The sequence below is a fragment of the Loktanella sp. 3ANDIMAR09 genome, from assembly GCF_001420005.1.
Taxonomy (GTDB): Bacteria; Pseudomonadota; Alphaproteobacteria; order Rhodobacterales; family Rhodobacteraceae; genus Loktanella.
The window spans coordinates 48,910-73,382 of record NZ_LJAK01000016.1 but is presented as its reverse complement, the minus strand read 5'-3'; the positions used below and the strand labels follow the sequence as shown (position 1 = coordinate 73,382).

General features: G+C 67.2%; 24 protein-coding genes. 2 read left to right on the top strand and 22 right to left on the bottom strand.

The annotated features are described in order from the left end of the window. Positions 1–302: 302 nt before the first annotated feature. Positions 303–992 carry a metallophosphoesterase gene (locus AN189_RS17060; protein ID WP_056038828.1) on the bottom strand — a complete coding sequence of 230 codons (690 nt, stop codon included), beginning with the start codon at positions 990–992 and terminating at the stop codon, positions 303–305. Between the two features lie 289 nt (positions 993–1,281). Between AN189_RS17060 and AN189_RS17055 the strand changes: the two genes are divergently transcribed. Further along, positions 1,282–3,429, top strand: coding sequence for an AAA family ATPase (locus AN189_RS17055; protein ID WP_056038801.1), 2,148 nt, complete (start codon positions 1,282–1,284; stop codon positions 3,427–3,429). 41 nt (positions 3,430–3,470) lie between these two features. Here AN189_RS17055 and AN189_RS17050 read toward each other — a convergent pair whose 3' ends face one another. Continuing rightward, positions 3,471–4,829 carry a polysaccharide biosynthesis/export family protein gene (locus AN189_RS17050; RefSeq protein WP_172794942.1) on the bottom strand — a complete coding sequence of 453 codons (1,359 nt, stop codon included), beginning with the start codon at positions 4,827–4,829 and terminating at the stop codon, positions 3,471–3,473. A gap of 228 nt (positions 4,830–5,057) precedes the next feature. Between AN189_RS17050 and AN189_RS17045 the strand changes: the two genes are divergently transcribed. Beyond that, a complete protein-coding gene (locus AN189_RS17045; RefSeq protein WP_056038798.1) occupies positions 5,058–5,549 on the top strand; it encodes a hypothetical protein in 492 nt (163 codons plus the stop codon). 5 nt (positions 5,550–5,554) lie between these two features. Here AN189_RS17045 and AN189_RS17040 read toward each other — a convergent pair whose 3' ends face one another. The 20 genes from AN189_RS17040 to AN189_RS16945 form a co-directional block, all read right to left on the bottom strand. Next, positions 5,555–6,712 (bottom strand): glycosyltransferase, encoded by a 1,158-nt coding sequence (locus AN189_RS17040; RefSeq protein ID WP_056038796.1) that lies wholly within the window; start codon positions 6,710–6,712, stop codon positions 5,555–5,557. After that, positions 6,709–7,848 (bottom strand): glycosyltransferase family 4 protein, encoded by a 1,140-nt coding sequence (locus AN189_RS17035; RefSeq protein ID WP_056038792.1) that lies wholly within the window; start codon positions 7,846–7,848, stop codon positions 6,709–6,711. The genes AN189_RS17040 and AN189_RS17035 overlap by 4 nt, the downstream gene beginning before the upstream one ends. Beyond that, positions 7,845–8,951, bottom strand: coding sequence for a glycosyltransferase family 4 protein (locus AN189_RS17030; RefSeq protein ID WP_056038789.1), 1,107 nt, complete (start codon positions 8,949–8,951; stop codon positions 7,845–7,847). Before AN189_RS17030 ends, AN189_RS17035 begins: the two co-directional genes overlap by 4 nt. Positions 8,952–9,097: 146 nt before the next feature. Next, a complete protein-coding gene (locus AN189_RS17025) occupies positions 9,098–10,516 on the bottom strand; it encodes a hypothetical protein (protein WP_056038786.1) in 1,419 nt (472 codons plus the stop codon). Then, complete coding sequence (locus AN189_RS19620; RefSeq protein WP_056038783.1) at positions 10,513–11,733, bottom strand: glycosyltransferase family 4 protein; 1,221 nt, start codon at positions 11,731–11,733, stop codon at positions 10,513–10,515. Before AN189_RS19620 ends, AN189_RS17025 begins: the two co-directional genes overlap by 4 nt. Beyond that, complete coding sequence (locus AN189_RS17015; RefSeq protein ID WP_056038781.1) at positions 11,730–12,641, bottom strand: glycosyltransferase family 2 protein; 912 nt, start codon at positions 12,639–12,641, stop codon at positions 11,730–11,732. The genes AN189_RS19620 and AN189_RS17015 overlap by 4 nt, the downstream gene beginning before the upstream one ends. Beyond that, positions 12,641–13,216: an acyltransferase gene (locus AN189_RS19695; RefSeq protein WP_056038778.1), complete on the bottom strand. Its 576-nt coding sequence runs from the start codon at positions 13,214–13,216 to the stop codon at positions 12,641–12,643. The genes AN189_RS17015 and AN189_RS19695 overlap by 1 nt, the downstream gene beginning before the upstream one ends. Beyond that, entirely contained in the window at positions 13,213–14,139 is a 927-nt protein-coding gene (locus tag AN189_RS17005; protein WP_056038775.1) for a glycosyltransferase family A protein, read from the bottom strand. The genes AN189_RS19695 and AN189_RS17005 overlap by 4 nt, the downstream gene beginning before the upstream one ends. Next, positions 14,132–14,860, bottom strand: a complete 729-nt coding sequence (locus AN189_RS17000) for a class I SAM-dependent methyltransferase (RefSeq protein WP_056038773.1) — start codon at positions 14,858–14,860, stop codon at positions 14,132–14,134. The genes AN189_RS17005 and AN189_RS17000 overlap by 8 nt, the downstream gene beginning before the upstream one ends. Beyond that, positions 14,857–15,708, bottom strand: coding sequence for a sulfotransferase family 2 domain-containing protein (locus AN189_RS16995; protein ID WP_172794941.1), 852 nt, complete (start codon positions 15,706–15,708; stop codon positions 14,857–14,859). Before AN189_RS16995 ends, AN189_RS17000 begins: the two co-directional genes overlap by 4 nt. After that, positions 15,705–16,634: a glycosyltransferase gene (locus AN189_RS16990; protein WP_056038768.1), complete on the bottom strand. Its 930-nt coding sequence runs from the start codon at positions 16,632–16,634 to the stop codon at positions 15,705–15,707. Before AN189_RS16990 ends, AN189_RS16995 begins: the two co-directional genes overlap by 4 nt. Next, on the bottom strand, positions 16,631–17,203 hold the full coding sequence (locus AN189_RS16985) for a hypothetical protein (protein WP_056038767.1): 573 nt from the start codon (positions 17,201–17,203) through the stop codon (positions 16,631–16,633). The genes AN189_RS16990 and AN189_RS16985 overlap by 4 nt, the downstream gene beginning before the upstream one ends. Continuing rightward, positions 17,200–17,991 (bottom strand): sulfotransferase, encoded by a 792-nt coding sequence (locus tag AN189_RS16980; protein WP_056038764.1) that lies wholly within the window; start codon positions 17,989–17,991, stop codon positions 17,200–17,202. Before AN189_RS16980 ends, AN189_RS16985 begins: the two co-directional genes overlap by 4 nt. Continuing rightward, on the bottom strand, positions 17,988–19,055 hold the full coding sequence (locus AN189_RS16975; protein ID WP_056038761.1) for a glycosyltransferase family 4 protein: 1,068 nt from the start codon (positions 19,053–19,055) through the stop codon (positions 17,988–17,990). The genes AN189_RS16980 and AN189_RS16975 overlap by 4 nt, the downstream gene beginning before the upstream one ends. After that, positions 19,052–19,939, bottom strand: coding sequence for a hypothetical protein (locus AN189_RS16970; protein ID WP_056038757.1), 888 nt, complete (start codon positions 19,937–19,939; stop codon positions 19,052–19,054). The genes AN189_RS16975 and AN189_RS16970 overlap by 4 nt, the downstream gene beginning before the upstream one ends. After that, on the bottom strand, positions 19,936–21,201 hold the full coding sequence (locus AN189_RS16965; RefSeq protein WP_056038753.1) for a glycosyltransferase: 1,266 nt from the start codon (positions 21,199–21,201) through the stop codon (positions 19,936–19,938). Before AN189_RS16965 ends, AN189_RS16970 begins: the two co-directional genes overlap by 4 nt. A 1-nt stretch (position 21,202) precedes the next feature. Continuing rightward, the gene (locus AN189_RS16960; RefSeq protein WP_056038750.1) at positions 21,203–22,078 is read right to left on the bottom strand and encodes a glycosyltransferase family 2 protein; all 876 of its coding nucleotides are present in this window, start codon (positions 22,076–22,078) and stop codon (positions 21,203–21,205) included. Beyond that, a complete protein-coding gene (locus tag AN189_RS16955) occupies positions 22,071–23,042 on the bottom strand; it encodes a hypothetical protein (protein ID WP_056038747.1) in 972 nt (323 codons plus the stop codon). The genes AN189_RS16960 and AN189_RS16955 overlap by 8 nt, the downstream gene beginning before the upstream one ends. Then, the gene (locus tag AN189_RS19690; protein WP_301281466.1) at positions 23,039–23,650 is read right to left on the bottom strand and encodes a DapH/DapD/GlmU-related protein; all 612 of its coding nucleotides are present in this window, start codon (positions 23,648–23,650) and stop codon (positions 23,039–23,041) included. The genes AN189_RS16955 and AN189_RS19690 overlap by 4 nt, the downstream gene beginning before the upstream one ends. 17 nt (positions 23,651–23,667) lie before the next feature. Continuing rightward, the gene (locus AN189_RS16945; RefSeq protein WP_056038744.1) at positions 23,668–24,471 is read right to left on the bottom strand and encodes a sulfotransferase domain-containing protein; all 804 of its coding nucleotides are present in this window, start codon (positions 24,469–24,471) and stop codon (positions 23,668–23,670) included. Between the last annotated feature and the right edge of the window lie 2 nt (positions 24,472–24,473).

Here is a 24,473-nt window from a genome sequence, read left to right as displayed (position 1 = left end):
ATTTGTAACGGTCTGTAACGCCCTGTAACTGCGTTTGTAACGTGTAACAAACTGATAAATAAAACAAATCTTGATTTGTAACCGATGTTACGCCATCCCAATATTGTATATATATACCTCTTATATACAATATATTTATCTAACTATTTATAGATATATATATAATATAAATACCTGTAACTCCTACTCTCAAAATCTCATTAAGTCTCTGTAATTAAGTGAGTTATATGTGTTTCGGAGTCTGTTACAACGGCGTAACAGAGGCGTAACAGCGTAACAGGTGACACGAGCGCCACCGCACGTCAGGTCGTGATGAAATCCACGCTGTCGCCGTGGATGCCGGCGGCTGTCAGGCGTCCGGTGGCATAGGCCCCGGTATCCAGCGCGATGCGTCCGTCGGTGGCACTGGGGGCGTCCTGGATCACATGACCGTAGGCCACCCACAGCCCGTCGCTGCGTGGCACGGCCATGAAATCGCGGTGGCCCCACATCAGGTCGCGGTCGTCCTGATCCTGTGGCGCGCGGGCGGGATCGGCTCCGGCATGGGTGATCAGCAGGTTGCCGGTCTGCATCCACTTGGGCCGGTCGCGCAGCCAGTTGATCCGGGCGTCGCCCATCGCCAGCGCCAGGTCATCGCGCACGCGGTCCAGCGGGCGGGTGCCATCGGCATTGGGACCGGCCACACCGTAGCTGGCCAGCGTCTGCAACCCGCCGTTGCGCAGCCAGCGCGGGCCCTTGGCTGCGGCATCGTCGAGGAAGGCCAGCAGCATCGCCTCGTGGTTGCCGGCCAGGCAGGTGATCTGGGGACGTCCCATCAGAGTGTCGATGACGGCGGCGGATTCGTCGCCGCGGTCGATGTAATCGCCCACGCAGACGATGGCGGCCTGCGGGGCCAGCGTCGCGATCCGGTCCAGAAGGGTATCGAGCAGGCGCGCGCAGCCGTGAATGTCGCCGATGATCGCCACCGGATCGGGCACGTTCAGGGGGGGCATCGGGGCAGGCGGCGGTGTCTGGCGCGCAAAGAGGCGTGAAAACAATTGCATCAAGGCGCTGCGGCTCCTGGTCGGTTTTTGCGGGTCGGGCGGACCGTGGGCAAAATTTGCGCCCGGATCAAGTCTGTCATCGGCAAGTGCCACGCAACTTGATATTCAGGATGAAATTTGAAAATGGAACCTTCGGGTTGCATCGTCTATGCAAGGCGCAGCACGGCCTGCGCATCGCGCAATGCGCAGTATTCTGGATGAAAGAAGAAATTTGATGTCCCCTGCCCCCCAAAATACCATGACAGCCGCAGATCAGGATACGGGCACGACCTTCAGCATCCTGACCATCCTCAACACGCTGTGGCGGGGCAAGTGGATCATCGGGGTCTGCGCGTTGATCGGTTTCCTGCATGCCGCCAACAAGGCTTACCGTGTCGAGGTGCCGACCTATCGTGCCACGACGCAGATGGCGCTGAACTTTGACACCGACCCTGCGCTGGAGGTCACCGGCGGTGTGCCGCAGCTGGGGCGCGACCAGTCGAGTTTCAACACCGAAATGGAAATCATCCGCTCGCGCGAATTGATCGGCCGCCTGGTGGATCGTCTGGACCTGACGCAGGACCCCGAGTTCAACCCTGCATTGCGCGGCGACCCGCCCTTTGGCCTGCGCGACGTGCCGGGCTGGGTGATCGGACTGTTCCGTGCGGACCCTGAACCCGCACCCGCCGCAGCGCCCCGGCCCGTGAACCGCAACGCCGTGATCACCCGGGTGCGCAACCGGATTTCGACCTCGATCCAGCGTTTCACCTATGTGTTCTCGATTTCCGCCGTCAGCGAGGACCCGCGCAAGGCCGCATTACTGAGCAATACGCTGGCCGAGATCTACCGCGAGGATCAGATCCAGTCCAAGGTGCAGGGCACCGAGGATGCCGCGATCTGGCTGTCGGACCGGGTGTCCGACTTGCAGGCCGAACTGGAGACGCGCCAGAACGAGATCAACGAGCTGCGCGCGCGCAGCGCCCTGGCCAGCCCCGAGGCGATTGCCCAGCTCAACAGCCAGTCGGTCGCCGCCACCAGCCAGCTGCAACTGGCGGAACTGGCCCGCACCCGTGCCGAGGATGCCCTGGCCCGCATCATCGCGGTCGAGGATGCGACACCCGCCGAACAGGTCGCAGCCCTGGACGACGCGCAGCTGCGTGGCCTGTTGGCCCGGGTTCAGACCGGCGAGGCCACCAGCCAGCAGCGGTTCGACCGCCGTTTCGTGCAGCTGCGCCAGCAGGCCGAGGCCGAGGCGCTGCGGGCACAGAGCCAGGCTACAGAGCTGCAATCGCAGATCGACCGTCTGTCGCTGCAATTCGAAAGCCAGTCCGCGGATCTGATCACCATCGAACAGCTGGAACGCGAAACCGAGGCGACCCGGATCCTGTATGAGACATTCCTGAACCGCCTGCGCGAGACCAGCGTGCAGATCGGTGTCCAGCAGGCCGACAGCCGGGTGCTGTCAGAGGCGCTGTGGGGCAGCTATATCGCACCGCGCAAGAGCCGGATCACCTTCATGGGGTTCCTCATGGGGGTTCTGGTCGGGGCGGGTATCGTTCTGGGCCGCGAGATGCTGCAAAACACCTTCCGCACCGCCGAAGAGCTGGAAAAGCGGACACGTCTGTCGGTGCTGGGGCAAATTCCGCGAATCCCGGCCAAGGGGCGCGTGCCCACCATCATGTATCTGGCGAACAAGCCGACCTCTGCGGCGGCGGAATCGGTGCGCAACCTGCGGACGTCGTTGCTGATGTCCGATATCGACCGGCCACCGCAGGTCATCATGATGACCTCGTCTTTGCCCGCCGAGGGCAAGACGACGACCGCCATCGCACTGGCGCAGAACCTGGCCGGTCTGGACAAGCGGGTGCTGCTGATCGAGGGCGATATCCGGCGCCGGACCTTCAGCGCCTATTTCCCCGATGCGACGGAACGGCCGGGCATCCTGTCGGTGATCGCGCAGTTCAGCCAGAACGCCGACAACAAGCGTCAGGCCTCGCTGGAAGAGGCGGTGCTGCGCAATGGCGATCTGGGCATCGACATCCTGATGGGCGAGAAATCGGCGATCAACGCGGCCGATGTCTTTGCCTCTTCGGCGTTTCGCGATTTCATGGCGCAGGCGCGCACGCTGTATGACTATATCATCGTCGATACGCCGCCCGTGCTGGTCGTGCCCGATGCCCGCGTGATCGGCCCCTATGCGGATGCAGTCCTCTATGCGGTGAACTGGGACAAGACGAGCCAGACCCAGGTTGCAGAGGGCCTGTCACAGCTGGCCAAGGCCAACCTGCGGGTCACGGGCCTGGTGCTGACCCAGATCGACCCGCGCGGCATGCGCCGCTACGGCTATGGCAGCAAATACGGCTACGGCGCCTATGGCGGCGGCAAGAACGGATATTACGACAACTGATCGCGGGGCCGCAGGCGCCCCCGCGACCTGCGGGGGTGTCGTCAGTTCGATGTCAGCTGGTCGGCGGCGTTCAGCGGGCTGAGCAGCGACGGAATCGCCTGTGCGACCGCACGGTTCCAGCGCGTGATCGGCTGCTGCTGGACAAAGATGATGTCATCGGGGCGCAATTCGAACCGCGGGGCCAGCGTAAAGGCCGCCGCATTGCGCGCATCCAGATGCCAGGCGGTCACCGCCCCCTGTGCCGCAGGATTGGGATCTGCACGCATCACGTAGATCTGCGCGGGGTTGCCTGTGATATTGTTGAACCCGCCGTTTTCGAACAGCGCGTCCGCCAAGCTGGACTGCTGGTTGAACGGCAGCGGGAAACGGGTCTGGCGGGACACCTCGCCCACCAGAAACACGTAGTCGCGTTCGGTTGCACCCAGGGATTCGCGGGTCTGGAACAGGCCGCGCTCTTCGGCCAGGACGGCGCGGCGCAGGCCGATTTCGGTCGACAGTTCCGACAGGGCCGTCGTGCGGTTCGCCCGCTGGGTCGCGATCACGCCCAGTTGGCCCTGATAATAGGCCTGCGCACGCGCGAGGTCATAGGTGACATCGACGAAAATCGCATCACCCGGCAGCACCGTCAGGTTTTGCAGATCGGTCCGCGCCCGGAAATCCGCCAGCGGAATCTGGTAAAGCGTGCCGTCGCGGTAAATGCGGATCGAGGCGAATTCAGGGTCGTCGACCTGCAATCCGCCAGCGGTCAGCAGGGCCTCGTTCAGGCTGGGCGGGTTGAGCGTGATCGGCACCACCCGTGGCGATCCGACAGCCCCGCCGACGGCTGCGCGCCGTGCGTTGAACTGCACCACGTCGAGGCTGAAATTGGGGTCGATCCCCGCCGAGATCAGGCGCGAGAATATGGCCGCTTCGGCGTCCTCGACGGTCATGCCTGCCACATTGATGGACCCGACCTGCGGGATCGAAACCGTGCCGTCGTCGCGGACCGTCAGTTCCTGTGCGGTGGTCGTCGTCGCATCCAGCGCCGTCGATTGCGCCAGCGTCAGCCTGACCGCATCACCGGTGCCCAGCGTATAGGGGCCGGGTTCGGTCTGGGGCGGGGGCCGCAGTTCCAGCCGCTGTGGTGTGATATCGGGGAAATCGGGGGCTGCGGGCAGCGCACCGGCCCCGCGCAGGGACCCTGCACCCGCCGTCTGGAAAAATTCGGCAGGCAGGCTGCGCGGGCTGTAGGGCTGGCTGTTGGCAAAGCGGATGGTCTCTGCCGTCATCTTGATCTCGCGCACCGTCAGATCGCCGAAATTCTCGGATACGGTGCTGCTGACATAGGTGGAACCACAGCCGGTCAGGGCCAGTGTCGGCAGGGCCAGGGCCGTGCCCAGCAGAAGAGTGCGCAGGTTCATGTCTGAATTCGTCCCCCAAAGCCGCGCTGATCACGACCCGTTGATTGTCGTGCCCTTATGGCATGGTGGTCTTGCGACGTCACCCTACGACATGCCGGCCGTGCCTGTCGGTTGCACCGACGCGACACCTTGCACGGGGCCTTGCACGGTTGCGCGGTCAAATAGGGGTTGGCCTTGGCGGGCAAATGCCGTGACAATCGCCGCGGCACGTCAGACGAAAGGCCCCAGATGAAGACCAGACCGATCGCAAAGCTGGACCTTGCGTCCTTTGTCCGGCCGCAGATTCCCGGCCAGCCGGGGCGGATCACGCTGGCGCTGTGGTATCTGGTCAATGCGCTTGTCATGCGCGGTGCCGTGCTGGGTCTGCTGCCATCGGGGGCCAAGGCGGCGCTCTTGCGGGCTTTTGGCGCGCGGATCGGGCGGGGGGTCGTGCTGAAACCCCGGATCGACATCAAGTCACCCTGGTGGCTGGAGGTCGGGGATAACGTCTGGATCGGTGAACGGGTCTGGATCGACAACCACACCACCGTGCGGATCGGGTCCGACAGCTGCATCAGCCAGGGGGCCTATGTGTTCACGGGCAACCACGACTGGACCGATCCTGCCTTTGCCTTCTTTTGCAAGCCGGTGGACATCGGGGCAGGGGTCTGGGTCACGGCCTTTGCACGCATCCCGCCGGGCAGTGTCGTGCCCGACCACACGGCCGTGCTGCCGGATTGAACGCCTCAGCCCGCCAGCACCGCGCGGTAGACGGCATGGGTCCGCGCCGCACTGTCGTCCCAGTCAAAGGCCGCGCGCGCAAGCGTGCCTGCCGCTGACGCAGCACGGGCGCGGGCCGCGGGATCGGCCAGCCAGTGTCGCCAGCCAGCGGCCAGATGGGTGGGAATGGCGGCCTCGTCGGTGTCGTCGATCACGACGCCTGCGCCCGCATCCGTGATCTTGCGCCAGATGTTGATCCGGCGGGTCAGCAGCGCGGGCAGGCCCGCGTGCAGCGCCTCGGCCAGTGCGATGGCGAAATTTTCCTGCCGCGAGGGCAGCACGAACAGATCACAGGCCGCCATCGCCTGCCATTTGTCTTGGCCTGACAGAAACCCGGTGAACCGCACCGCGTCCTGTAACCCCAGCTGCCGGGTCAGGTCGCGCAGCGCCTGTTCTGCAGGGCCCGTGCCGACCATCAGCAACCCGGCGTCCGGGTGATCGGCGCGGACCAGATTCAGAGCCTGCAATGCGGTTTCGGGTCGTTTTTTATCGTCCAACCGGCCCAGAAACAGGGCGAGTGACCGCCCGGCCAGATCGGGGTGCCGCGCGAAAAAGGCCGCGCGCAGATCGCCCCTATCCCCCGGTGGCGCATCCGCCCCCAGGGCCACGATATCGGCGCGGTCGTGGCCCACGACGGGGGCGGCCAGATCGCGTTCATCCTGTGCGGTATAGATCATCCGTGCGGCCCCGCGCAGCACGCGCCCCTCGACCAGCGCGAGGTAGGCGCGTTTCTTCAGCCGCTTTTGCGCCAGCGAATAGGGGTCGAGCATGCCATGCGGTGACACCACGTAAGGGACATGGTGGCGCCGGGCGGCGGCAGCGGCCACGGCGGTCAGCGGCGACCAGACCGTGTGCAGATGCAGGATGTCGGCCTGCGCGACGGCGCGCCTGACGGCGGCGCGACCGGCCCCGGTCAGTGTGGCGCGCTGGTGCGGCAGCAGGGTCAGGTCAGGATAGGTCCGGCGCAGACCGGCACCACTATCGTCGCTATAGGCGGCAGTCGTCAGGATATGTGCATCCGCACTATTGGCAGCAGCGCGCGCGACCAGCCTGTCCACGACAACCGGCGGTCCACCGGCGGCGGCGGCCATATAGGGGCTGACGTGCAGCACGCGCAGCGTCACCGCCGCACCTGTGCATAGAGATCGGCCGTCGCCCGCGCCATGGCGGTGGCGCTGAAACGGTCCCGCGCTGTCGCGCGGGCCGCCGCACCAAGGCGCAGGCGCAGGGCCTGATCCGTGATCAGGCGTTGCAAGGCATCGCGCCAATCCTCGTCGCTGTCGCACATCAGGCCGGTGACCGGATGGGTCAGCGCCTCGGCGATGCCGTCGGCGCGGCTGGCAGCGATGGGCAGGCCTGCGTGCATCGCCTCGAGCAGGGCCAGCGGCAGGCCCTCGAACAGCGAGGGCAGCACAAAGATGTCGAGCCCGGCCAGCCGCAGGGCCGCATCGGCGCGCCAGCCGTCGATCTGCAGGGGCAGGCTGGCCTTGGCCGCCCCTGCGGTCAGCGCATCCCTGAGGTCGCCGTCGCCGATCCAGACCAGCTGCACCCCGGTCTGTCCGGTGGCGACGGTGTGATCGACCAGCGCCAATGGCGCCTTTTGCGCGGCGATCCGGCCGACGGTGCCCAGAACGATGGTGTCGTCATCCACGCCCCAGTCGGCGCGGGCCTGTGCGCGGGCGCGGGTCAGCGCGTCCGGGTCCGGCACCGCCACGCCGTTCGGCACCGGGTGCAGCGTGACCGGTCCCAGCCGTGCCGTCAGTTGCTGGCATGTGGCCGTGCTGACGGCGATATGATGCCCGCGCAACCGGCCCAGCACATGGGCGGTGACCCGGTCGCGCAGGCCGCCCAGCCGTGCGCCCAGATCGCGGGCGGCATGGCCCACGTGGATCGTCGACAGCCAGGGTTTGCCGCTGGCGGCGGCGGCCAGCACCAGATCAAGCGCATCCTCTGCCACCTGCTGGTTGATATGCAGCACATCGACGTCGAGCGTCGCAAACAGCCCTGTCAGGCGCCTGCGCTGGCGCAGGTCGGCCCAGGCCCCCAGCGCGCGGGTCGGGCGGTCATAGGTGGTGCAAAAGGCAAAGCGCCGTGTCGGGATCGCACCCATGCCAGCGGCAAATTCATCCATGCGGGGATGATCGGGGATCAGCACCAGCACCTCATGACCCAGGGCGATCAGCCCCTGCGCCAGCACCCGCAGATAAAGCTCGCCTCCGCCGCGTGATCCCGAGCCAGAGGAGACCAGCGCAACCTTCATGCCTTTGGGCCCAGCAGGTCATGGGCGAGGGAGGCCCACCGTCGCGCGCCTTCGTCCACGTCCCAGCGGGCGGCGGCGGCACACACCGCTTCGGTCATGCGCGCGCGCAGGGCCGCATCGCCCGCCAGCCGGTCCAGCACCTGTGCCAATGCGTCGGCATCGCCTGCGGGCGTGATGAAACCGGTTTCACCGTCCTGCACCAGATCGGGGCCTGCGCCCACCGCATCGCTGACCAGCACCGGCAGGCCTGCGCCAAGCGCCTCGTTCACCACGACACCCCAGCCGTCGTGACGGCTGGGCAGGCAGAACAGGTCGGCGGCGGCAAAGACCTGCGGCAGATCGGCGGGATCACGGTGCCCCAGAAACACCACGCGGTCGCGCAGGTCCGCGGGCACGGCGGCGGCATATTCATCCTGCGCGGGGCCGCCGCCAAGGGCCACGATCCGCAGCTGTGGGTGGGACCGCGCAACACGGTCAAAGGCTGTCAGCAACACGTCGAACCCCTTGCGCGGGATCATCTGGCCGCTGAACAGCACGTCAATGGTGTCGGGGTCGGTTGTCGCGGCATCGCGGGCCGCGCGAAACGGGGCCAGATCGCAGAAATAGGGAATGTTCGCCACCGGCAGGCCGGGACACAGCGCGCGATAGGCCGGCACGGCGACACTGCCCATGGCGGCGATGGCGCGCGCATGGCGCAGCGGTGCCTGAAGCTGGCGGCGCAGGAATGTGCCCAGCTGTCCGCGCGTGGAAAACCCCGGCACCTCGCCCCAGAACACGAATGGCAGCCCCCGGCGGGCCATGCCGCGCATCGCCACCTGTGCGGTCACGGCGGAATAATCGCTGACGATCACCAGATCGGGGTCGGCCTGCGCGATCCGACCCATGATGCCGGGGTTCCAATGGGCCGATGGCCCCAGCCGGGTCAGCGTGCGGCCGGGCAGGATCGTCTCGAAGGGGTGCAGATCGGGGATCGCCCAGGACCGGTCATGGGCGCCTGCGGTGAAATAGAACACCTGCACGTCCACGTCACCCCGCGCGGCCAGGGCCGTGAACAGCTGCCGCTGGTAGGGGGACGGGATCACGGTGAGAAAGAGGAGTTTCACGAAAGACCTTGTGTCAGGAGGAAACGCAGCCTGTCAGCCGGCGCTGAAACTGCGGGGGCGCAGAGAGGCCCACAGGACGGTGCCTGCCAGTTTTCGGACATACGGCAAAGGTCGGCGCGGCGCGGTGACCTGTGGGACCGGACCGTTCATCGCAGGGAAAACCGGATGTTGCGGTAGATGACAAAGGCGATCAGCGGCAGCAGGGCCGGGGCCACCGACAGAAAGCTGCGCATGCACAGACCCGCCGGAAAGAACCCGGTGGCATAGAGGATCATGTCCATGTTCGAGCGCGCCCGAAGTGCCTTGCGGTTCCACCATGCCGCCACCGCGCCAAAGATCAGGGCCGCAAGGCCGACGGCAAGTGTCCCGCCCGCCATCCAGAGTTCTCCGACGAATGTGGCCGACAGGGTCATGCCCGTCACGCCGATGGCCTCCTCGATGCCCAGTGACAGGCCCTCGGGCTTGCCTGGCCACAAGGCACGCGGAATCGGGCGTGTCGCGGCGGTATAGGGAATTTCGACCCCCAGAAACGGGTATTGTGCGGGAAAGATATCCGTCAGCTGGGCGATGTTCACCAGGTTCATGTCGACAAAGAAACTGTCAGAGCTTGCCTCGGCCAGTTCGAAGTTGCGCAGGCCCACGGTCCGGATTTCCGGCAGGTAGTAGATCGCGAAATAGCCGATGATCAGCGCAGGCCCGAAAACCGCCGCAGCCTTGGCAAAGGTCAGTTTCGGGCTGAGCAAAGCATAGGCTGCCAGGAACGTCATCATGTGGCTGAGAAACACGTTGCGCGTGCCGCCGGCAAAGCTCTCGAACAGGACCAGATACAGGATCAGCCCGGTCAGCACCAACTGCCACAGCCGGTATCTGCGCCATTGCGCAAGAACCGCCGCCGCAAGCGGCGGGATCAGGAACTTGAGCAGGGCCAGCTCGCCCAGCAGCGCACCCAGCGATCCAAGCTGTCCGCGGCTCCAGGGTTGGGAAAACCGTTCCCGCGACATCTGGAACAGCAGTTCCGACAGGCTGAAATTCACCGTCAGCAGCATGTAGAAATAGCCCAGCACGGCGCAGGCCAGCAGCAGCAGGATCGTGGCACCGGGCGCATTATAAAGCGTCACCTGGCGCGGCATGGCACGGCGCACGGGGGCCAGGTGGCGGCCGATCACGATCCCGGCGAACCCCAGGATCACGATTTCCACCGTCAGCTGGGCCGACCCGGTGGTCACCACGTTGCGCACCGGGTCCTGCGGCAGCAGGAATTCAAAGAAGGTCAGCAGGTAGAGCACCATCAGCATGAACAGGTCGACCCGGACCAGGTTGCGCATGCCGACGCTGCCCTCGACCCAGAGCGCCAGCGCAAGACCCACCGCCAGCACCGCCGATGGCTGGGCAAAGATGTCGTTTGGCGTGGTGGCCGACATGGCCAGCATGTAGCCGATGCCGAGGGCTGCCAGCAGGATCAGCGTCGACATCAGCATCAGTGCGTTCAGGTCCTGCGGCGGGACCATATCCTGTGCGTGGCTGACATCGCCCTGCGCAAAAGGTTGCATGGTCTGCGTGCTCATCCAGGATGTCCCGTCGTAACTGCGCCCGGCGTCAGTGCGGCCAGCGATCGGCCCAATGTATCAAGATCAAAGCGCGTGTCGAGGCGGGCGGCCTGCATCATGCGCCCGATGCGGGCCGGGTCGGCGCTGAGCGCTGACAACGTATCCGCCAGTGCGGCCGGTGTCAGGTCGGGCAGGATCACGCCGTCGGTGCCACAGCGCACGACCGTGCCGCAGCGGTCCGAGGCGATGACCGGCAAGCCTTGCGCCAGCGCCTCGAGCTGGGTCAGGCCAAAGCCGTCCGACCGGGTGGGAAAGACGAACAGATCAGCACCTGCATAGGCGGCGGGGGTTTCGTGGCGCGGGCGTGATCCGTGGAACACGATCCGGGGGTCGGCGCGGGCTGCGTCGGGGATGGTGATCTGCACGGGCCCCACCACGTCCAGCCGCAAGGGCGCATCCGGCAGCGCGGCCATGGCGTCCAGCGCGATGTCGATCCCCTTGCGCCGGGTGACCTGCCCCAGGAACAGCAGGCGCAGCGGGCGATCCGCCGTGAACCGCGCGGGCAGGGGTGCGCGGGCGGGTGGGGTCGCGACCCCCTCAAAGGCCAGCGGGACAACGGTGATGCGATCCGCGGGCACGCCCTCGGCGATCAAGCCCTGCCGCGACCAGTCGGAATTCACGAGGATGGTATCGGCCAGGTCCACCTCGCGCTGCCAATGATCCCAATAGGCGGCGGGGATGGGGTCCAGCGGGTCGCCAGCGGCGCCATAGATGTCGGCCACCATGCGTGCCTCGCACGGGCCGGGGTCGATCTGGCCCAGCACGGTCCGCCAGCCACGGGCGCGGGCCAGTGCGAAAATATCCCCCGCGGCATAGCTGTAGGCAAAGACGGTCAGGTCCTGACCGGCGGGCCTGTGGGCCAGATGCGCGGCCGCGCGTCGCGCAAACCAGGCGTTGCGATGCAGGATGGCGTCCCAGCCGCCGCGTCCCGTGATCCGGTCGCCCGCCTCGCGCAGCAGGGCGCGGGTGGTGGGGGCCCAGACCCGGTGATCCGCCAATGCGGGATGATCGCGCCCGGCCAGACGCGCGGGCAGCATGCCCCGCAGGGGATGCCCGCCGGCCCAGATATCGGTCAGCAGTTCCGACAGCAGCCCCTGCCGCGCCAGCGCCCGCGCCACCGCGAAATCCTCGCGCGCGCCGATCTGGCAGACGACCCAGGGGGCGGGGCTGGTCATGACTGCGGCCCGGCCGTCCAGGCCAGTGCTGCCCCGGCAGAGTCGCGCTTGAGCGCGCGGTAGTCCCGGTAGCAGGCTGCCGAGACGGGGCGACGGTCGCGGCGGTGCTGCCAGGCCTCTGCCAGGCCCTGTGCCAGACCGCGCAGATGCCAGCCCGCGTGACCGTGGCGCAGCCCGAACCGCAGCCCGTTCACGATGGTGCCGGCCAGATGGACGATGGCCTGCGGCATCGGCACGTTGTGCATGACGAACAGCACATCGTTCTTGCGCCCGCAGATCGCGGCACGACGCGACGACCGGCGTGGCGATTCAAAATGATGCATCGGCGGTGCGGTCCCGGCCCGGACCTCATGGCCGTGATCCAGCAGGCGGATCGCAAGATCGCCCTCTTCGCCCATGTAGAAATAATGCGGGCGAAACCCGCCCACCTGCTGAAAGGCCGAACGCCGGACCGCATGGGCGGCCCCGACAAAGGCGTGCAACTGCTGGCGGGGATGGGCGGTGACATGATGCACCTCTTGCGAGATGCGCACGTTGACAAAGGGGATGCCGATGGCGGCGACCTGCGGGTCGGCGAAATCGGGCAGTGTCCTCTCGCAGGTCGTGGGATCGACCAGTTCCACGTCGTCATCAAAGGAAAAGACGATCTCGCAGCTGGCGGCCGCGACGCCCGCGTTGCGCTGGAACGCGGGGCCCTGTCCGGTGCCTGCGTGCAGGTAGCGCGCGGTGGGCGCGATCCGGGTCACCAGATCGCGGGTGGCCGCCGATCCCTTGTCGTCCATGACGATGATCTCCAGCGGGATCGTCTGGCGTTGCAGCGAGGTCAGGCAGGTGGCCAGTTCGTCATCGCGGTCGTGGGTGGTGATCACGACAGAGGCCGCAGGGGACCGGGGTTTATCTGCGTTCATCACGAGGCTCCTTTGGCGGCGGGTGTCAGCGGCCGTCCCGGCACGCCTGCGATACGTGCGCCGGGGGGCACGTCGCGGGTGACGACGCAGCCTGCGGCAATCACGGCATCATCGCCGATCGTCACACCCTTGAGGATGATGGCACCGGCCCCGATCCAGACGTTCCGCCCGATGGTGACGGGTGCACCTGTCAGCGGCTGGTCGGCCAGGCGGATGCCGGGGGCGGTGCCGTGGTCGTGGTCGGTGATATAGACAAAGGGCCCGATCATGCAGTCTGCGCCCAGGCTGATCCGTTCGGAGGCATCGAACATCGTCTGGCGATTCACATAGCAGCGCGCGCCGATCGTCAGGCGGGGGCTGGACGCGCGCGCGCCACTGGTCAGAAGCACGACACCGTCGTCCAGGGCGACACCCTCCGCCAGCGCGATGTCCCAGGGGTTGCGCGGCACGCGGATGCGGTGCAGCCGGCAGTGGCCTTCGATCTGCATGCCCAGCCTGCGCCAGATCCAGACTCGCAGCCGCGAGGCCAGCCCCACAGGCCAGGTCAGCAGACGGTTGATCGTGGTGTCGGTCATGGTGTCACCCGTCCTGTCATGCGCCGCATGGCCCGCCCAAGCGTCAGTGCAGGCACCGCCAGCAGATAACGCCAACGCCCCGCCACCAGCGCCCAGGGCAGCGTCCGCAGATAAAGCCGCAGGGCTGCGGTATCGCCCTGTCTGACCCCGGCCAGCACCGCAGCGCGGACATGCCCCAGCAGGATCCGGCGGCGCTGCCCGCGCCGGGCGGTGCCACCGGGATAGCGGCCCGCGGCCTCTTGGGCGACCAGCCGCGCGATCCCGGCGGTATTGCGCGCGGCATCGCCCATTTCATTGCTGTCGTGCAGGCGGTGCAGCAGGGTCACCGGGGCTGTGACCTGCACGAACCCCCGCGCCGTGCCCAGACGCAGGGCCAGATCGTGATCCTCGGCGTTGATATGGGCGGTGGTGAAACCGCCTGCCGCGTCAAAGGCGTCGCGCCGGATCACCATCATGCCCGCCCCCGCAAAATGACCGGCCCCGGCGCTGGCCAGAAAATCGGTGTAGGCGACCCCTGCGGCGGGGGCACCCTGGTGCGGCGGCGGTGTGCCCGTGAAATCGGCAAAGCGCGCGAACAACAGGGCCGGGTGGTCGTGGGCCAAGATGAGGCTGGCAAAGGTCCGCAGGCTATCGGGCACCCACAGGTCATCACTGTCGAGAAACGCCAGATAGGTGCCCGTCGCCTGGGCGGCCCCTGCGTTGCGGGCTGCACCGGGGCCTGCGTTGGCCTGTGTCAGCACCTGCACGCCGGGTCTGTCCGCCAGGGCCGCCAGCGTGCCGTCGGTGGACCCGTCATCGACCACGATCACCTGCGCGGGCGGATGGGTCTGGGCCGCGACGCTGTCGAGACAGGCCATCAGATAGTCCCGCCGGTTATAGCTGGGGATCACCACCGAAAAACCGATGTCCGCGCGATCAGTCAAGGAAATCGACCCGGTCCGTTGTGGCATGCAGCGCCAGATGCGAGGTGTCGCGATAGAGGTCCGGCCCGTAGGCCTTGGTGGTCAGAAAATTCGCCCGGGGAAAGCTGTCCTGCACCAGCGCCACATGATCCAGCAGCGAAAACGGATAGAAAATCCCGTCGTAATCGGTGTCGTAATAGCCCTTGCCACGGGTGTGCAGCCGGCAGAACAGCGGCCACAGCCGCAGGCGGCGCAGCGTGTTCTTGATGCGCCGCGACCGGGTGCCGCCCCAGCCATAGGCGTTGTGGTCCGAGACAAAGACCCCCTTGCGTGCGACGCGGCAAATCTCGCGCAGGGCTATGTCGGGGGTCGCGATATGGTGCAGCACGCCAAAGGCGCAGACATAGTCGAAACTGTCGTCGGCAAAGGGCAGCGCGCAGGCGTCGCCCTGCTGCACCTGGTCGTCCCCCAGCCCCTTGTCACGGCAGACGGCGATCATCGCGGCCACAGGTTCGATGCCCCGCAGGGTCATGTCGGGATGGCGGTCGCGCAGATGCACCAGGGCCCGGCCCGTGCCGCAGCCCACGTCCAGCAGGCTGGTGACGGGGGTATTGTGCAAGATACCGTCCAGATAGCGCAGTGCGATGGTATGTTCGTCGCCGTCGATGATCTGCATCGCGTCGTAATGCGCCGCAGTGCGATCGTAATAGGCGGTCTGGGGACTGTCAGGCGTCGGTGTCATGGGCGGCGCGCTCTTTGGTTGGAGGATCGGTGACGCAGGGACCGCAGGGCGGTTTCGGTCCAGGTGACCGCAGGGGTCAGACGCCGATACAGATCCGCACGGCGGCGCAGGGCAGGACGGGCGGCCAGCCTGTCGCGAAACAACGCGCAGGCGACATCATAGAGCTGTTGGTCATAGCGGTTCAGGTCCTGCAGGACTGCGCGGTCCCGGTCGGTCAGGGTGATCCGGCGGGGATTGCCGGATTTCGACCGCGACAGCACGGGTAACACCCCCCAGTCAAAGGCCTCGGCCAGCGCCAGCACGCTGGCGTTGATATCCGCGTATACCCCAAAGGCGGGCATGGCGTGCAGGGTCGCGATGGCGGCCTCCAACGCGGCTTCATCGCAGGCGCCGGGCGCGAAATCATGTCCTGACAGCGCGCGCACCATGTAGTTGTCGACCTGGCGCGGGCGTTGCCGAATGTAGGTTTCCATATCGGACCAATCGCGCAGGCTGGTCAGCCATGGCGCGTCGGATGTCGGGTCATGGGCGGCTTCGGCGGCCATGTGGTTCAGGAATGACACGATCCGGGATGCAGGGTCGCGCAGGACCGTGAAATAGCGCACGGGGCGGGGGATGCCCCCATGAATGCCGTGGGTGATATGACCGCGCAGCAGCGTCAGCGCCTGTTGGCGGTCGGGGGGCAGGGCCGTCAGCGCACGGGTCCCGTCATCCAGGTGGTCGAACGGCACATGCAGGGTGTCGCTGTGGCCATAGGCGCGCGACAGCAACGTGTTGAACGACGTGCCTGCCGTCTTGGGGATATGCAGGAACACGTCCAGCGGCCGGTCGGGTCCGGTCTGTATCATGACAGCCTCCTGCGCCATGCGGCGACCCGTTCGGCGGTGGCAAAGCCGGTCAGCGCATAGCACAACCGGTAGGCTGCGGGTGCCGCAGCCCCGGCGGGCCGGAACCCGCGCCCTGCGATGGCGGCGTGATGCGCGCGCGCCTCGGTCCGGTCGTGGGGCCATGCGGCGCGGGCCATGTCGAACCGCGCCTGATCGATGGCCTGCTGGCGGTGCGCCGTCAGACCGCCGGTCTGGTCCAGCCAAGCCTCCAGCCGGTTGAGGATCAGCGCACGCTGGGTCCGCACGCGGGCCGGGTTTCGCGTCGACAGGGTCCCGCTGTCGAACCGGCGATAGATCGCACCGCGCGCCGCGGGATGGTGAACGAACCGTTTGCCCGCCATCAGCAGCCGCAGATAGAGTTCATGTTCCTGGCAGCAGGGCTGGTCCACCCGGAACCCGCCCACCGCGTCCAGGGCAGCCTTGCGCCACAGCGGTGCACCGGTCTGCGGCAGATGCCAGCCTGCCAGCAAGGCGGGCGGATCATGCGGTGTGGGGGTCGGCGTCCATGTGCGGTGCACGGCACCATGGCCATGCCATTCGACGGTTTCGGCCCCGTAAAGTACGTCCGTGTCATCATCCACCGCGTCCAGCTGGGCCGCGATCTTGCCTGTCTCAAGGCAGTCGTCGGCGTCCAGAAACTGCACCCAAGGGGCCTGTGCCAGCGCCAGCGCGCGATTGCGGGTGGCAGGGGCACCACGGTTCGGTCCGGTCTCCCAGCGGATGCGCCCGTCAAAGGCGCGGATCTGCGCCAGCGTATCGTCGGTGGACCCGTCGTCGATCACGATGACCTCGATATCCGGTCCTTGTGCCAGCGCGCTGTCGATCGCGGCGGCAACCCAGGGGCCCGCATTATGGGCCGGGATCAGGACAGAGGCGCGGGGCGTCACGCGGCACCCTCCGGCTGGCTGGCGCGGGCGCGCCGGGGCGGGAAATCGCGTGCGAATGTGGCGGGGTCCACACCGGCAAAGCGGGCGATGTCATCCAGCCGGTCCCAAATCTCATCAAAGCTGACACAAAGCACGTCACCCCGGTAGCGTCTGAAACGGGCCAGCTGCCGCGCCTGACCCCGCAGATAGAGCCGCTGGCCCAGCGGTGTTTCCCCCAGCGCCACGCAGGCGGGCAGCCCCAGCTTGGCCGCCTGATAGGGAAAGAACCCGCGCCGGATGATGCTGCGCAAGGCGACGTCGGGATCGCCGTGGATGAACAGAATGCGCGGCCGCCCGCGCAGGAACAGCGGCGGACGGGCGGGATGTTTCAGCCCGTCCTGATCGTGGGCGGTGTTGGTTTTGACGAACTGCTGCAAGTGTTTCATCACGAACGTGGTGCCCACCCCGCCGGGCGAGCAGACCAGCACGTCAAAGCGGCGCAGCGTGATCTGGGGCCAGAGCGCGCGGCGCAGCGCTTTGGCCAGCAGGCGGATGCGGGTTGGCGCTGCGGTCTGATCCTGCATCGTCATGAAAACCCCCATTGGGCAATATCGCACCCGTAATCGTCGCGCAGACGTATCATATCGGGGCGCAACCGGGTCGCAATATCGTCCCGCTGCGCCTGCGTCAGCCGAAAGGCCTGCACATCGGCCCGGGTGGCCCGAGTGTTCTGCGGGGCCAGCGGTGCAAAGGCAAAGCCGGGGTCGAGGTCCAGATGGGCGCAGACCGCGGCCAGCATGCCCGCCGGATCACGCCGGAGCTGGTCGAAGGACAAGAGCTTGACCGGGCAGTCCGGCAGAGCCGCGCGGTAGGCATCGAGCTGCATCGCGTAGGACGACACCGCCAGCGCGTGATCCAGCGCCGGCCAGTCCCCCGGTGCGGGCATGACCTGTTCGCGGGCCGCGAAATTATGCGCAAGGTGGCTCTCGATCCGGTCGATGGGGTTGCGCATGATATAGATCAGATGCTTGCGGCCCGGCAGGGCGGCCAGCCGTGCGGCCACATCGGGAAAGGCAGGCCGCTTGGTATAGCCGGTCGAGGCCTCGAGCGCGATCTGCCGCCCGTAGGGCCGTGGCAGCCATTGCCGCAGATAGGGGCGCAGGTCCTGCGGGGCGGTGGCGGTCGAAAAGAACTCCGGTTCTTTCTGGAACTGGTTCGGCGCGATCTGCGGATGCTGCACCAGATACCGATAGAGCGTGGTGGTCCCGCTCTTCATCGCGCCCAGCACGAAACAGAATTCCCGGATGCGCGGGGTATAGAGGCCCAGCCGCATGTTGGCGCGGGCCGCCTTGTGCACCACGGTCTGCACGGCGCTCATGTCCCGGCCTCCAGCACCTGTTCAAAGACCGCGCGATGCTGTGCCGCGACACGGTCCCAGCCGGTGGCGGGATCCGGGGTGCGGGGGCCGCGCGGCAGGGCCAGCGCCTGCAATATGGCCTGCCCCAGCGGGCCGGGCGTGGTGTCATCTGCAATGACCGCGTTGCGGGCCTCTGCCGTGCCGGGGGTGCGGGGCACGACCACCGGCACGCCGTAATCCTGCGCCAGCGTCACCGTGCCCGAGGTCAGGCTGGCGGCAAAGGGCAGCACCAGCACATCGGCAGCGGCCAAGAGCAGCGGCACCCGGTCGTCCGGCACCTTGCCCATGTCCAGCCGGACCTGCGGCAGGTGCTGCGCGCGGGCGCGGGTGGCGCTGGCATGGGCGGGATCAGGGGCCTCGCCCGCGATCATCAGCCGGGCGGTTCCGCGCTGCATCCCCAGCGCGTCCCATGCGTCGAGCAGGGGCAAAACGCCTTTGTAGGGTCTGATCATGCCGAAAAACAGCGCCAGCGGCGCATCGGGGTCCAGTCCCAGTGCCGCGCGGGCGGTGGCCCTGTCGGGTGCGGGGCCATAGACATCGCGAAACGTGCCATGCGGGATCACCGTGATCCGGGCGGGATCCGCGCCCAGCCGGTCCACGACCGCATCGCGCGCGCCGTCGCCATGGGTGATGATCCGGTCGGCCAACCGGGCCAGCCGCCGGGCAAAGACCAGATCCAGCCGCGGCGTCGCGGTGTCATGGGCGGTCAGGTTATGCGCGGTCCACACCAGTCGCGTGCCGCCACGTTTGACCAGGGCCAGATCGGTCAGCGTGCGCAGGACATAGGCTGCGCGCAGCAGCGGGGCGGTGCGGCGCAGATAGGCCTCTGGCCAGTGCAGATGCAGGATCTCGGGGCGGGGGGCGGTGCGCAGGTCGCGCCAGAGCGGCAACCCGCGCCGGTAGCCACGGGGAAAGGTCACATCGACACCCAAGGGCGACAGGGCCTGCGCCAGAAGCTGCTGATAGGGATTGCCCTGCCGCCAGTCGGGGGCCGCACGCACCTGCATGTCACCCCCGCCGGTCATGTCGCCAGCAGTGCCCCCTGCAGACGCCGCATGCCTTCGGTATACATCTGGTTGCGGACCGCACCGACATAATGGCGATAGGGTTTGTCGCCCACGTCCCCTTGCAGGAACACGCGGTAATCCTCGGGCAGCAGTTCGGCCCCGAAACGCGACCCTGACAGGGCGAACAGGGTCTGTTCGATGCGCCAGAAATGCCCCTCCATCATGCCGGGAATTCCCAGGAATTCCTCCATCCAGTCAAGGTTCAGGCTGTCGCGGTGCACCAGCCCGAAGCCCGAATTGATCTGCGGGACGATGTCAAAGCCATGGGCGCGGATCGTGTCGATATCCACCGCATAGGCGGTATCCACATCGGCGTTATAGGCGTTCACCCGGCGGCTGCGATCGTCCAGCCGGTCCAGAAAGGCGGTGGGCCGGTCAAAGAACAACAGGTCGCTGTCGAACAGGATCATCCGGTCGCTGTTCAGGAAATGCGCGAAATCGAAACTCTTGATCGACAGGGTGTTGGTTTCGCGCAGGCGGCGGCAGCGCGGATGGCCCGACAGGCTGTCGAGCACCGCATCGCGGGCGTCCGATTGTTCGATCACGCGGGCATCGGGGAAATGATGACGCAGGGCGGTGATCGCCTCGGCAGACAGGTCGGGGTCGCCATGGATCGCCAGCGCATAGGACCGGCCGGTCTGCGCATAGAAACTCTTGAGCGACCAGATCAGGTTCAGCCAATCCCCGGTCGAGGTCAGCACATGCAGTTCGGCGTCAGTATCGGTGGTGCCTGTCACCGGCGCAGTCTTCAGGATGCGGGGCCGGATGATATCGCGGGCGTGGATCAGCCGGGGCGACTGGCGGGCCAGATGGCGCGCCTTGTAAAAGAGTCTGCCGATCACGGGATATCCTTTGACAGGGGCGGGGACGCGACTGTCTTTTGATAGATGGCAAGGTAGGCGTCAATGAACCGGTCCGGATTGTGGTCACGGGCTGTGGCCAATGCGCCCGCCCGCAAGCGGTCCATCAGCGCGGGATCGCGGATCAGGCGGCGGGTGGCTGCGACAAGGGCTGCGGGATCATCGGGCGGGATCAGCAGGCCCGACACACCGTCGCGCACGATCTCGGGCACACCGCCCACGGCGGCCGCGATCACCGGTGTGCCACAGCCGAATGCCTCGAGGCTGACCATCGAACTGGTATCCGCGCGCGACGGATGCCAGACCACGTCGGCGGCGGTGTAGTAGCGGCGCAGGGTGGCGGTGTCCTCGATCATGCGCGGGGGCAGGCCGGGGATGTCGCGCAGCAGGGCGGCCATGTCACCGTCGGGCGGCACGATCCCCGTAGGCAGCAGGAACAGGCGGTCGGCATCGGGTCCCGTCAGGTGCATGTCCCGCGCGGCGGCGGCGGTGATGTCCAGCCCCTTGCGCAGGTCCAGCGCATTGCCCGACACCGATACCATGACGGCAAAGGCGCCGTCGGGGATGCCCAGTGCGGCGCGCGCCGCCGCGCGGTCTGTCGGATAATAGTCAGGCCGCCAGCTGGGGTTCTGCACCGTATGGCGGGGCTGGCCGCCCATGACGCTGTCCGCGATCCGGTCGGTGATCCACTGGCTGACCCCCACGGCCTGAAATCGCATCCGCCCGTAGGCCAGACGGCGGGCGGTCAGGATCTCGGCACTGGCGTCGCGGGCCTGATAGATCAGGGGCCACTGGCCGAACTGGGGGCAGGACCCGCAGCGCCGCATCCAGCGGTCGCAGCCGTAGGGATAGACACAGTTGCCCGTCAGCGGTGCCATGGAATGCACGGTCCAGACGATGGGTTTGTCCAGTCGGCGGACCAGATCCAGCAGGCTGACGGGCGGCACGTCGTGCAGGTGCACCACGTCGTAATCCGCCAGTCGCGCAGGATCAAAGGCCACCGGACCGTTGGGCGACAACAGGTTCAGCGCGCCGTAACCCAGCCGCTGCACCACGCGGCGCCGCACCCCGCGGCGCGGCGCGGGTGGGGCGTCGATGGTCTGGACGAAATCCGCATCCGACGTCTTGTCCGCCACCAGAAGGTCGGCGTGGAGGCCGCGATCCCGCAGCCCTTGCGTCAGGTAATGGGCGACCCGCGCAGCCCCCCCGCGCCAGTCCGTCGTCGAAAGCGCCAGCACCCGCATGTCAGCCACGTCCGATCAGGCGGCGCAGGGCCTGTTTGACGCGCGAGCCCGCGCGAAAGAAACGGGGGAAATCGGCCTTGTAGTTGCGGCGCAACCTGGTTTCCCAGACCTGTTTCTGCCAGGGAAAGGTATTGTCCTCGACATCCGGCGGCAGCACGGCGGTGAACACCTCGTCCCAGTTGGGACCGTAGCGGCGGCGCAGTTCTTTTGCGGCGAAATTGCGCGCGCGGCGCTGGTATTCATGGCGCGACAGCGGCACAACCTGACCGTAGGTGCTGCCACCCGGCGCATGATAGAGTGTCGCCACATCCGAATAGGCCAGAAACCAGCCCGCGCGGTAGACGTTATAGGCGAATTCGGTCCCGGCCCCCTGGGAATAGTGGAACCGCGGGCTGCAATAGCCGACCTCGCGGTAAGCCGTGCCGCGCATCAGCATCGCCAACCCGTGGATCGTCGAGGCCTTGTGCCACTGGCGTCCCGGTTTGGGAAAACAGCCCTGATAATCGTCGGCCTCCGGCTCTGCCGGGCCGATCGCGGCCATCGCGGGGTCGGTCTGCATGGCCTCCCACAACAGCCGCAGCGTGTCCTGACCGGGGGCAAAGACGATGTCGTTGCACACGAACCAGTAGTAATCCCAGGCGGGCCGGTCCGCATGGGCAAAGGCCAACCCCTGATTGAACGCGAAATAGCGCCCCCGGTAGGTCGGGTCATGGAAACTGTGGGTGGCATGGCGCGACCGGCCCTGCGGGCTGCTGCCGGCCTCGACCACGTATAGCCCCACATCCAGCCCGGCCCCCATGTCGCGGACCTGTTCCACGACGGCGTCGGTCAGATCAGGGCGGTCGCGGTTGATGACGATGATGGCGACACTATCCATGGGCGGGATCCTCGAACTGATCGGACAGATGCAGGCAGGGCCAATACAGCGGGTCCTCGATCCGCAGCGTGCCCACGAGCGGCGGGGCGGGGATGCTGTCCGGCGTGGGCAGACCCGCCAGACGGCGCAGCAGGGCCGCGGCATTGGCCCATCCGGCCGCGGGTGACAGCGCACCGCCCGGGATATGCAGCAGGCGGTCGCCCAGCCCGGCGGTATCCATCAAGGCGGCGGTCACAGCGGAATCGTCCACCAGCAGGTCATAGCCCGCCCCGTCCCACAGCGGGGCCAGCGCCCAGGGCGTCTTGGCCGCCAGCGACAGGGGCCGTGCGGCATGGGCCGGGGCCGCGGCAGACCACAGCGGGTCCGCGTCGTCGGGGGCGGTGGTCAGGCGGCGTGCCAGATCCTCGGCCGCCATGACACGGGGACCCACCAGCGCGCGCAGGGCAGGCAGGCGGTCCAGCAGCAGATCGACACGCATGCGCGCGCTGGCCGTGGCCAGACCCAGGACCGCGCCACGGGCCTGCACCCAGCCCAGCACCGACAGCATCGGCAGGTCCGGGCTGACCACGATGCGCGGCGCGGTCAGGGCCGGGTGGTGGTGGCGGGCCACGGCATCATAGCGCGGCCGCCCGCGCAGCAAGTGCAACCGCCCGCGCCATGACACCCGCATCCGGTCATAGCGCCAGCCCGGCACGATCGCAGGATCAGCATAGCCGCCCCGATCCCAAAGCGTGGGACAGGTCTGGCTGCCGTGCAGCAGCGTGTCGTCCAGATCCAGCGCGATGCGCAGGCCATCAGGCAGGCTGTGCCCTGCAAGGACCTGTCCGGCCCAGTGACCCACTGCATCCGGGTCCGCCAGCGGCACATCCAGCGCAGTGCGATCCAGCAGCGCGGGCGGCGGCGCGATCGCCCCCGCCGGGCGCAACGCGGCCAGCGCATGGGTGATATCGGGGGCGCTGGTCATTGCCACTGGACCCCTGTGCGCAGCACCCGGGCCGGCACACCGCCGACCAGGCTGCGCGGTGCTACATCACGGGTGACCACAGCGCCCGCCGCGACAACAGCCCCGTCACCGATGGTCACCCCCTTGAGGATCATCGCACGCTGTCCGATCCAGACGTCATCCCCGATCACCACAGGCGCCGTCGCAGGGCCGCGCCCCGCCAGAGCGTGATTGTCGGAATCGCGGATCACCACGTCAGGTCCGATGGCGACCCGGTCACCGATGCGGATATCCGCAAAACAATCGATGGTGCCGCGATAATTCATGTAGCCAGACCCCAGCGTCAGCCGCGCCCCCGGTGCCAGCGCGCAGACGAACCCCGTATGCAGCCGAAACCGCCCCTTCACCGTGATCGCAGCGCCTGAGTCAAGCTTGAGCACGCAAGGCAGGGCCGCGAAATGCGGCCAGCGCGCGCCCAGATGCAGCAGACCATCCGACAGGGTGATGCGGGCATTGGGGCGGCCGCGACGCACACATGGGCCACGACCACCAGCCGGCCGGGGCCGGTCACGCGCACCCGCCATCGCAACACAAGACTCCACATGACGCACACGAACCGCCCGTGCCATGTATGCGACTGCAACCATCATGCCCCCTCTTGCGGATCGGTGCTGAGCGGATAGCCCAGCAGCGTCAGTTCAGGGGCAGAGAGGGCCTCGAACAGCCTGATCTCGTCGGGGGTCATGCGGTCGCGCCAGCCACCGACCGCGCCGGTTTGCAAGGTATGGGCCTTGCGCGGGTCGTCGCTGGTGGCCCGCGCGCGTTGCCGGTCCAGATCGGTCAGCGCGATGATCCGGGCAATGCGGGCATCAGTGACGGATTTGCCCAGAAAGTCCGCCACGCGGCGGATCTGGGCCGCGGGATCGCGGCGCAGATCCTCGTAGCGCAGCATCAGGAACCGGTCGGGGTAGCGGCGCTGATAGGCCAGCGCCTGCCGGACATGGTCGTGCCACAGGCCAAAGGGCCGTCCGGCCCGGTCCGCGATATAGGTCAGCCGGTCGCCGGTATAGCCGATAGTTTTTGAGTCGTAGGCATGGTTCGACAGGGTCACGTCGCGCCCGTCGCGCACGTTGTAGATCACGCGCGGAAACAGATCAAAGGCGGGGGCGTGGTTTTTCAGCACCCGCGGGGTGGTCGGGCTGTGGTCCGCCTCGCGGCTGCGCGGCACCAGCCTGTCGATCACATCCAGATCCACGTCATCCAGCGCCGGGTCCAGCACAAAGGCCACGATCATCCGGGTCCATGTGTTGCCCGAACGTGGAAAGGAACACAGATAGACATCGCTGGCCCGGCTGTCGGTCTGGCCCAGCAGCCGCGCGCGCTGGCCCGGTCGCAGCACGCTGAGTGAAATGCCGTGACCAAAGAGCCATGATTTCAAACTGCGCGCCATCG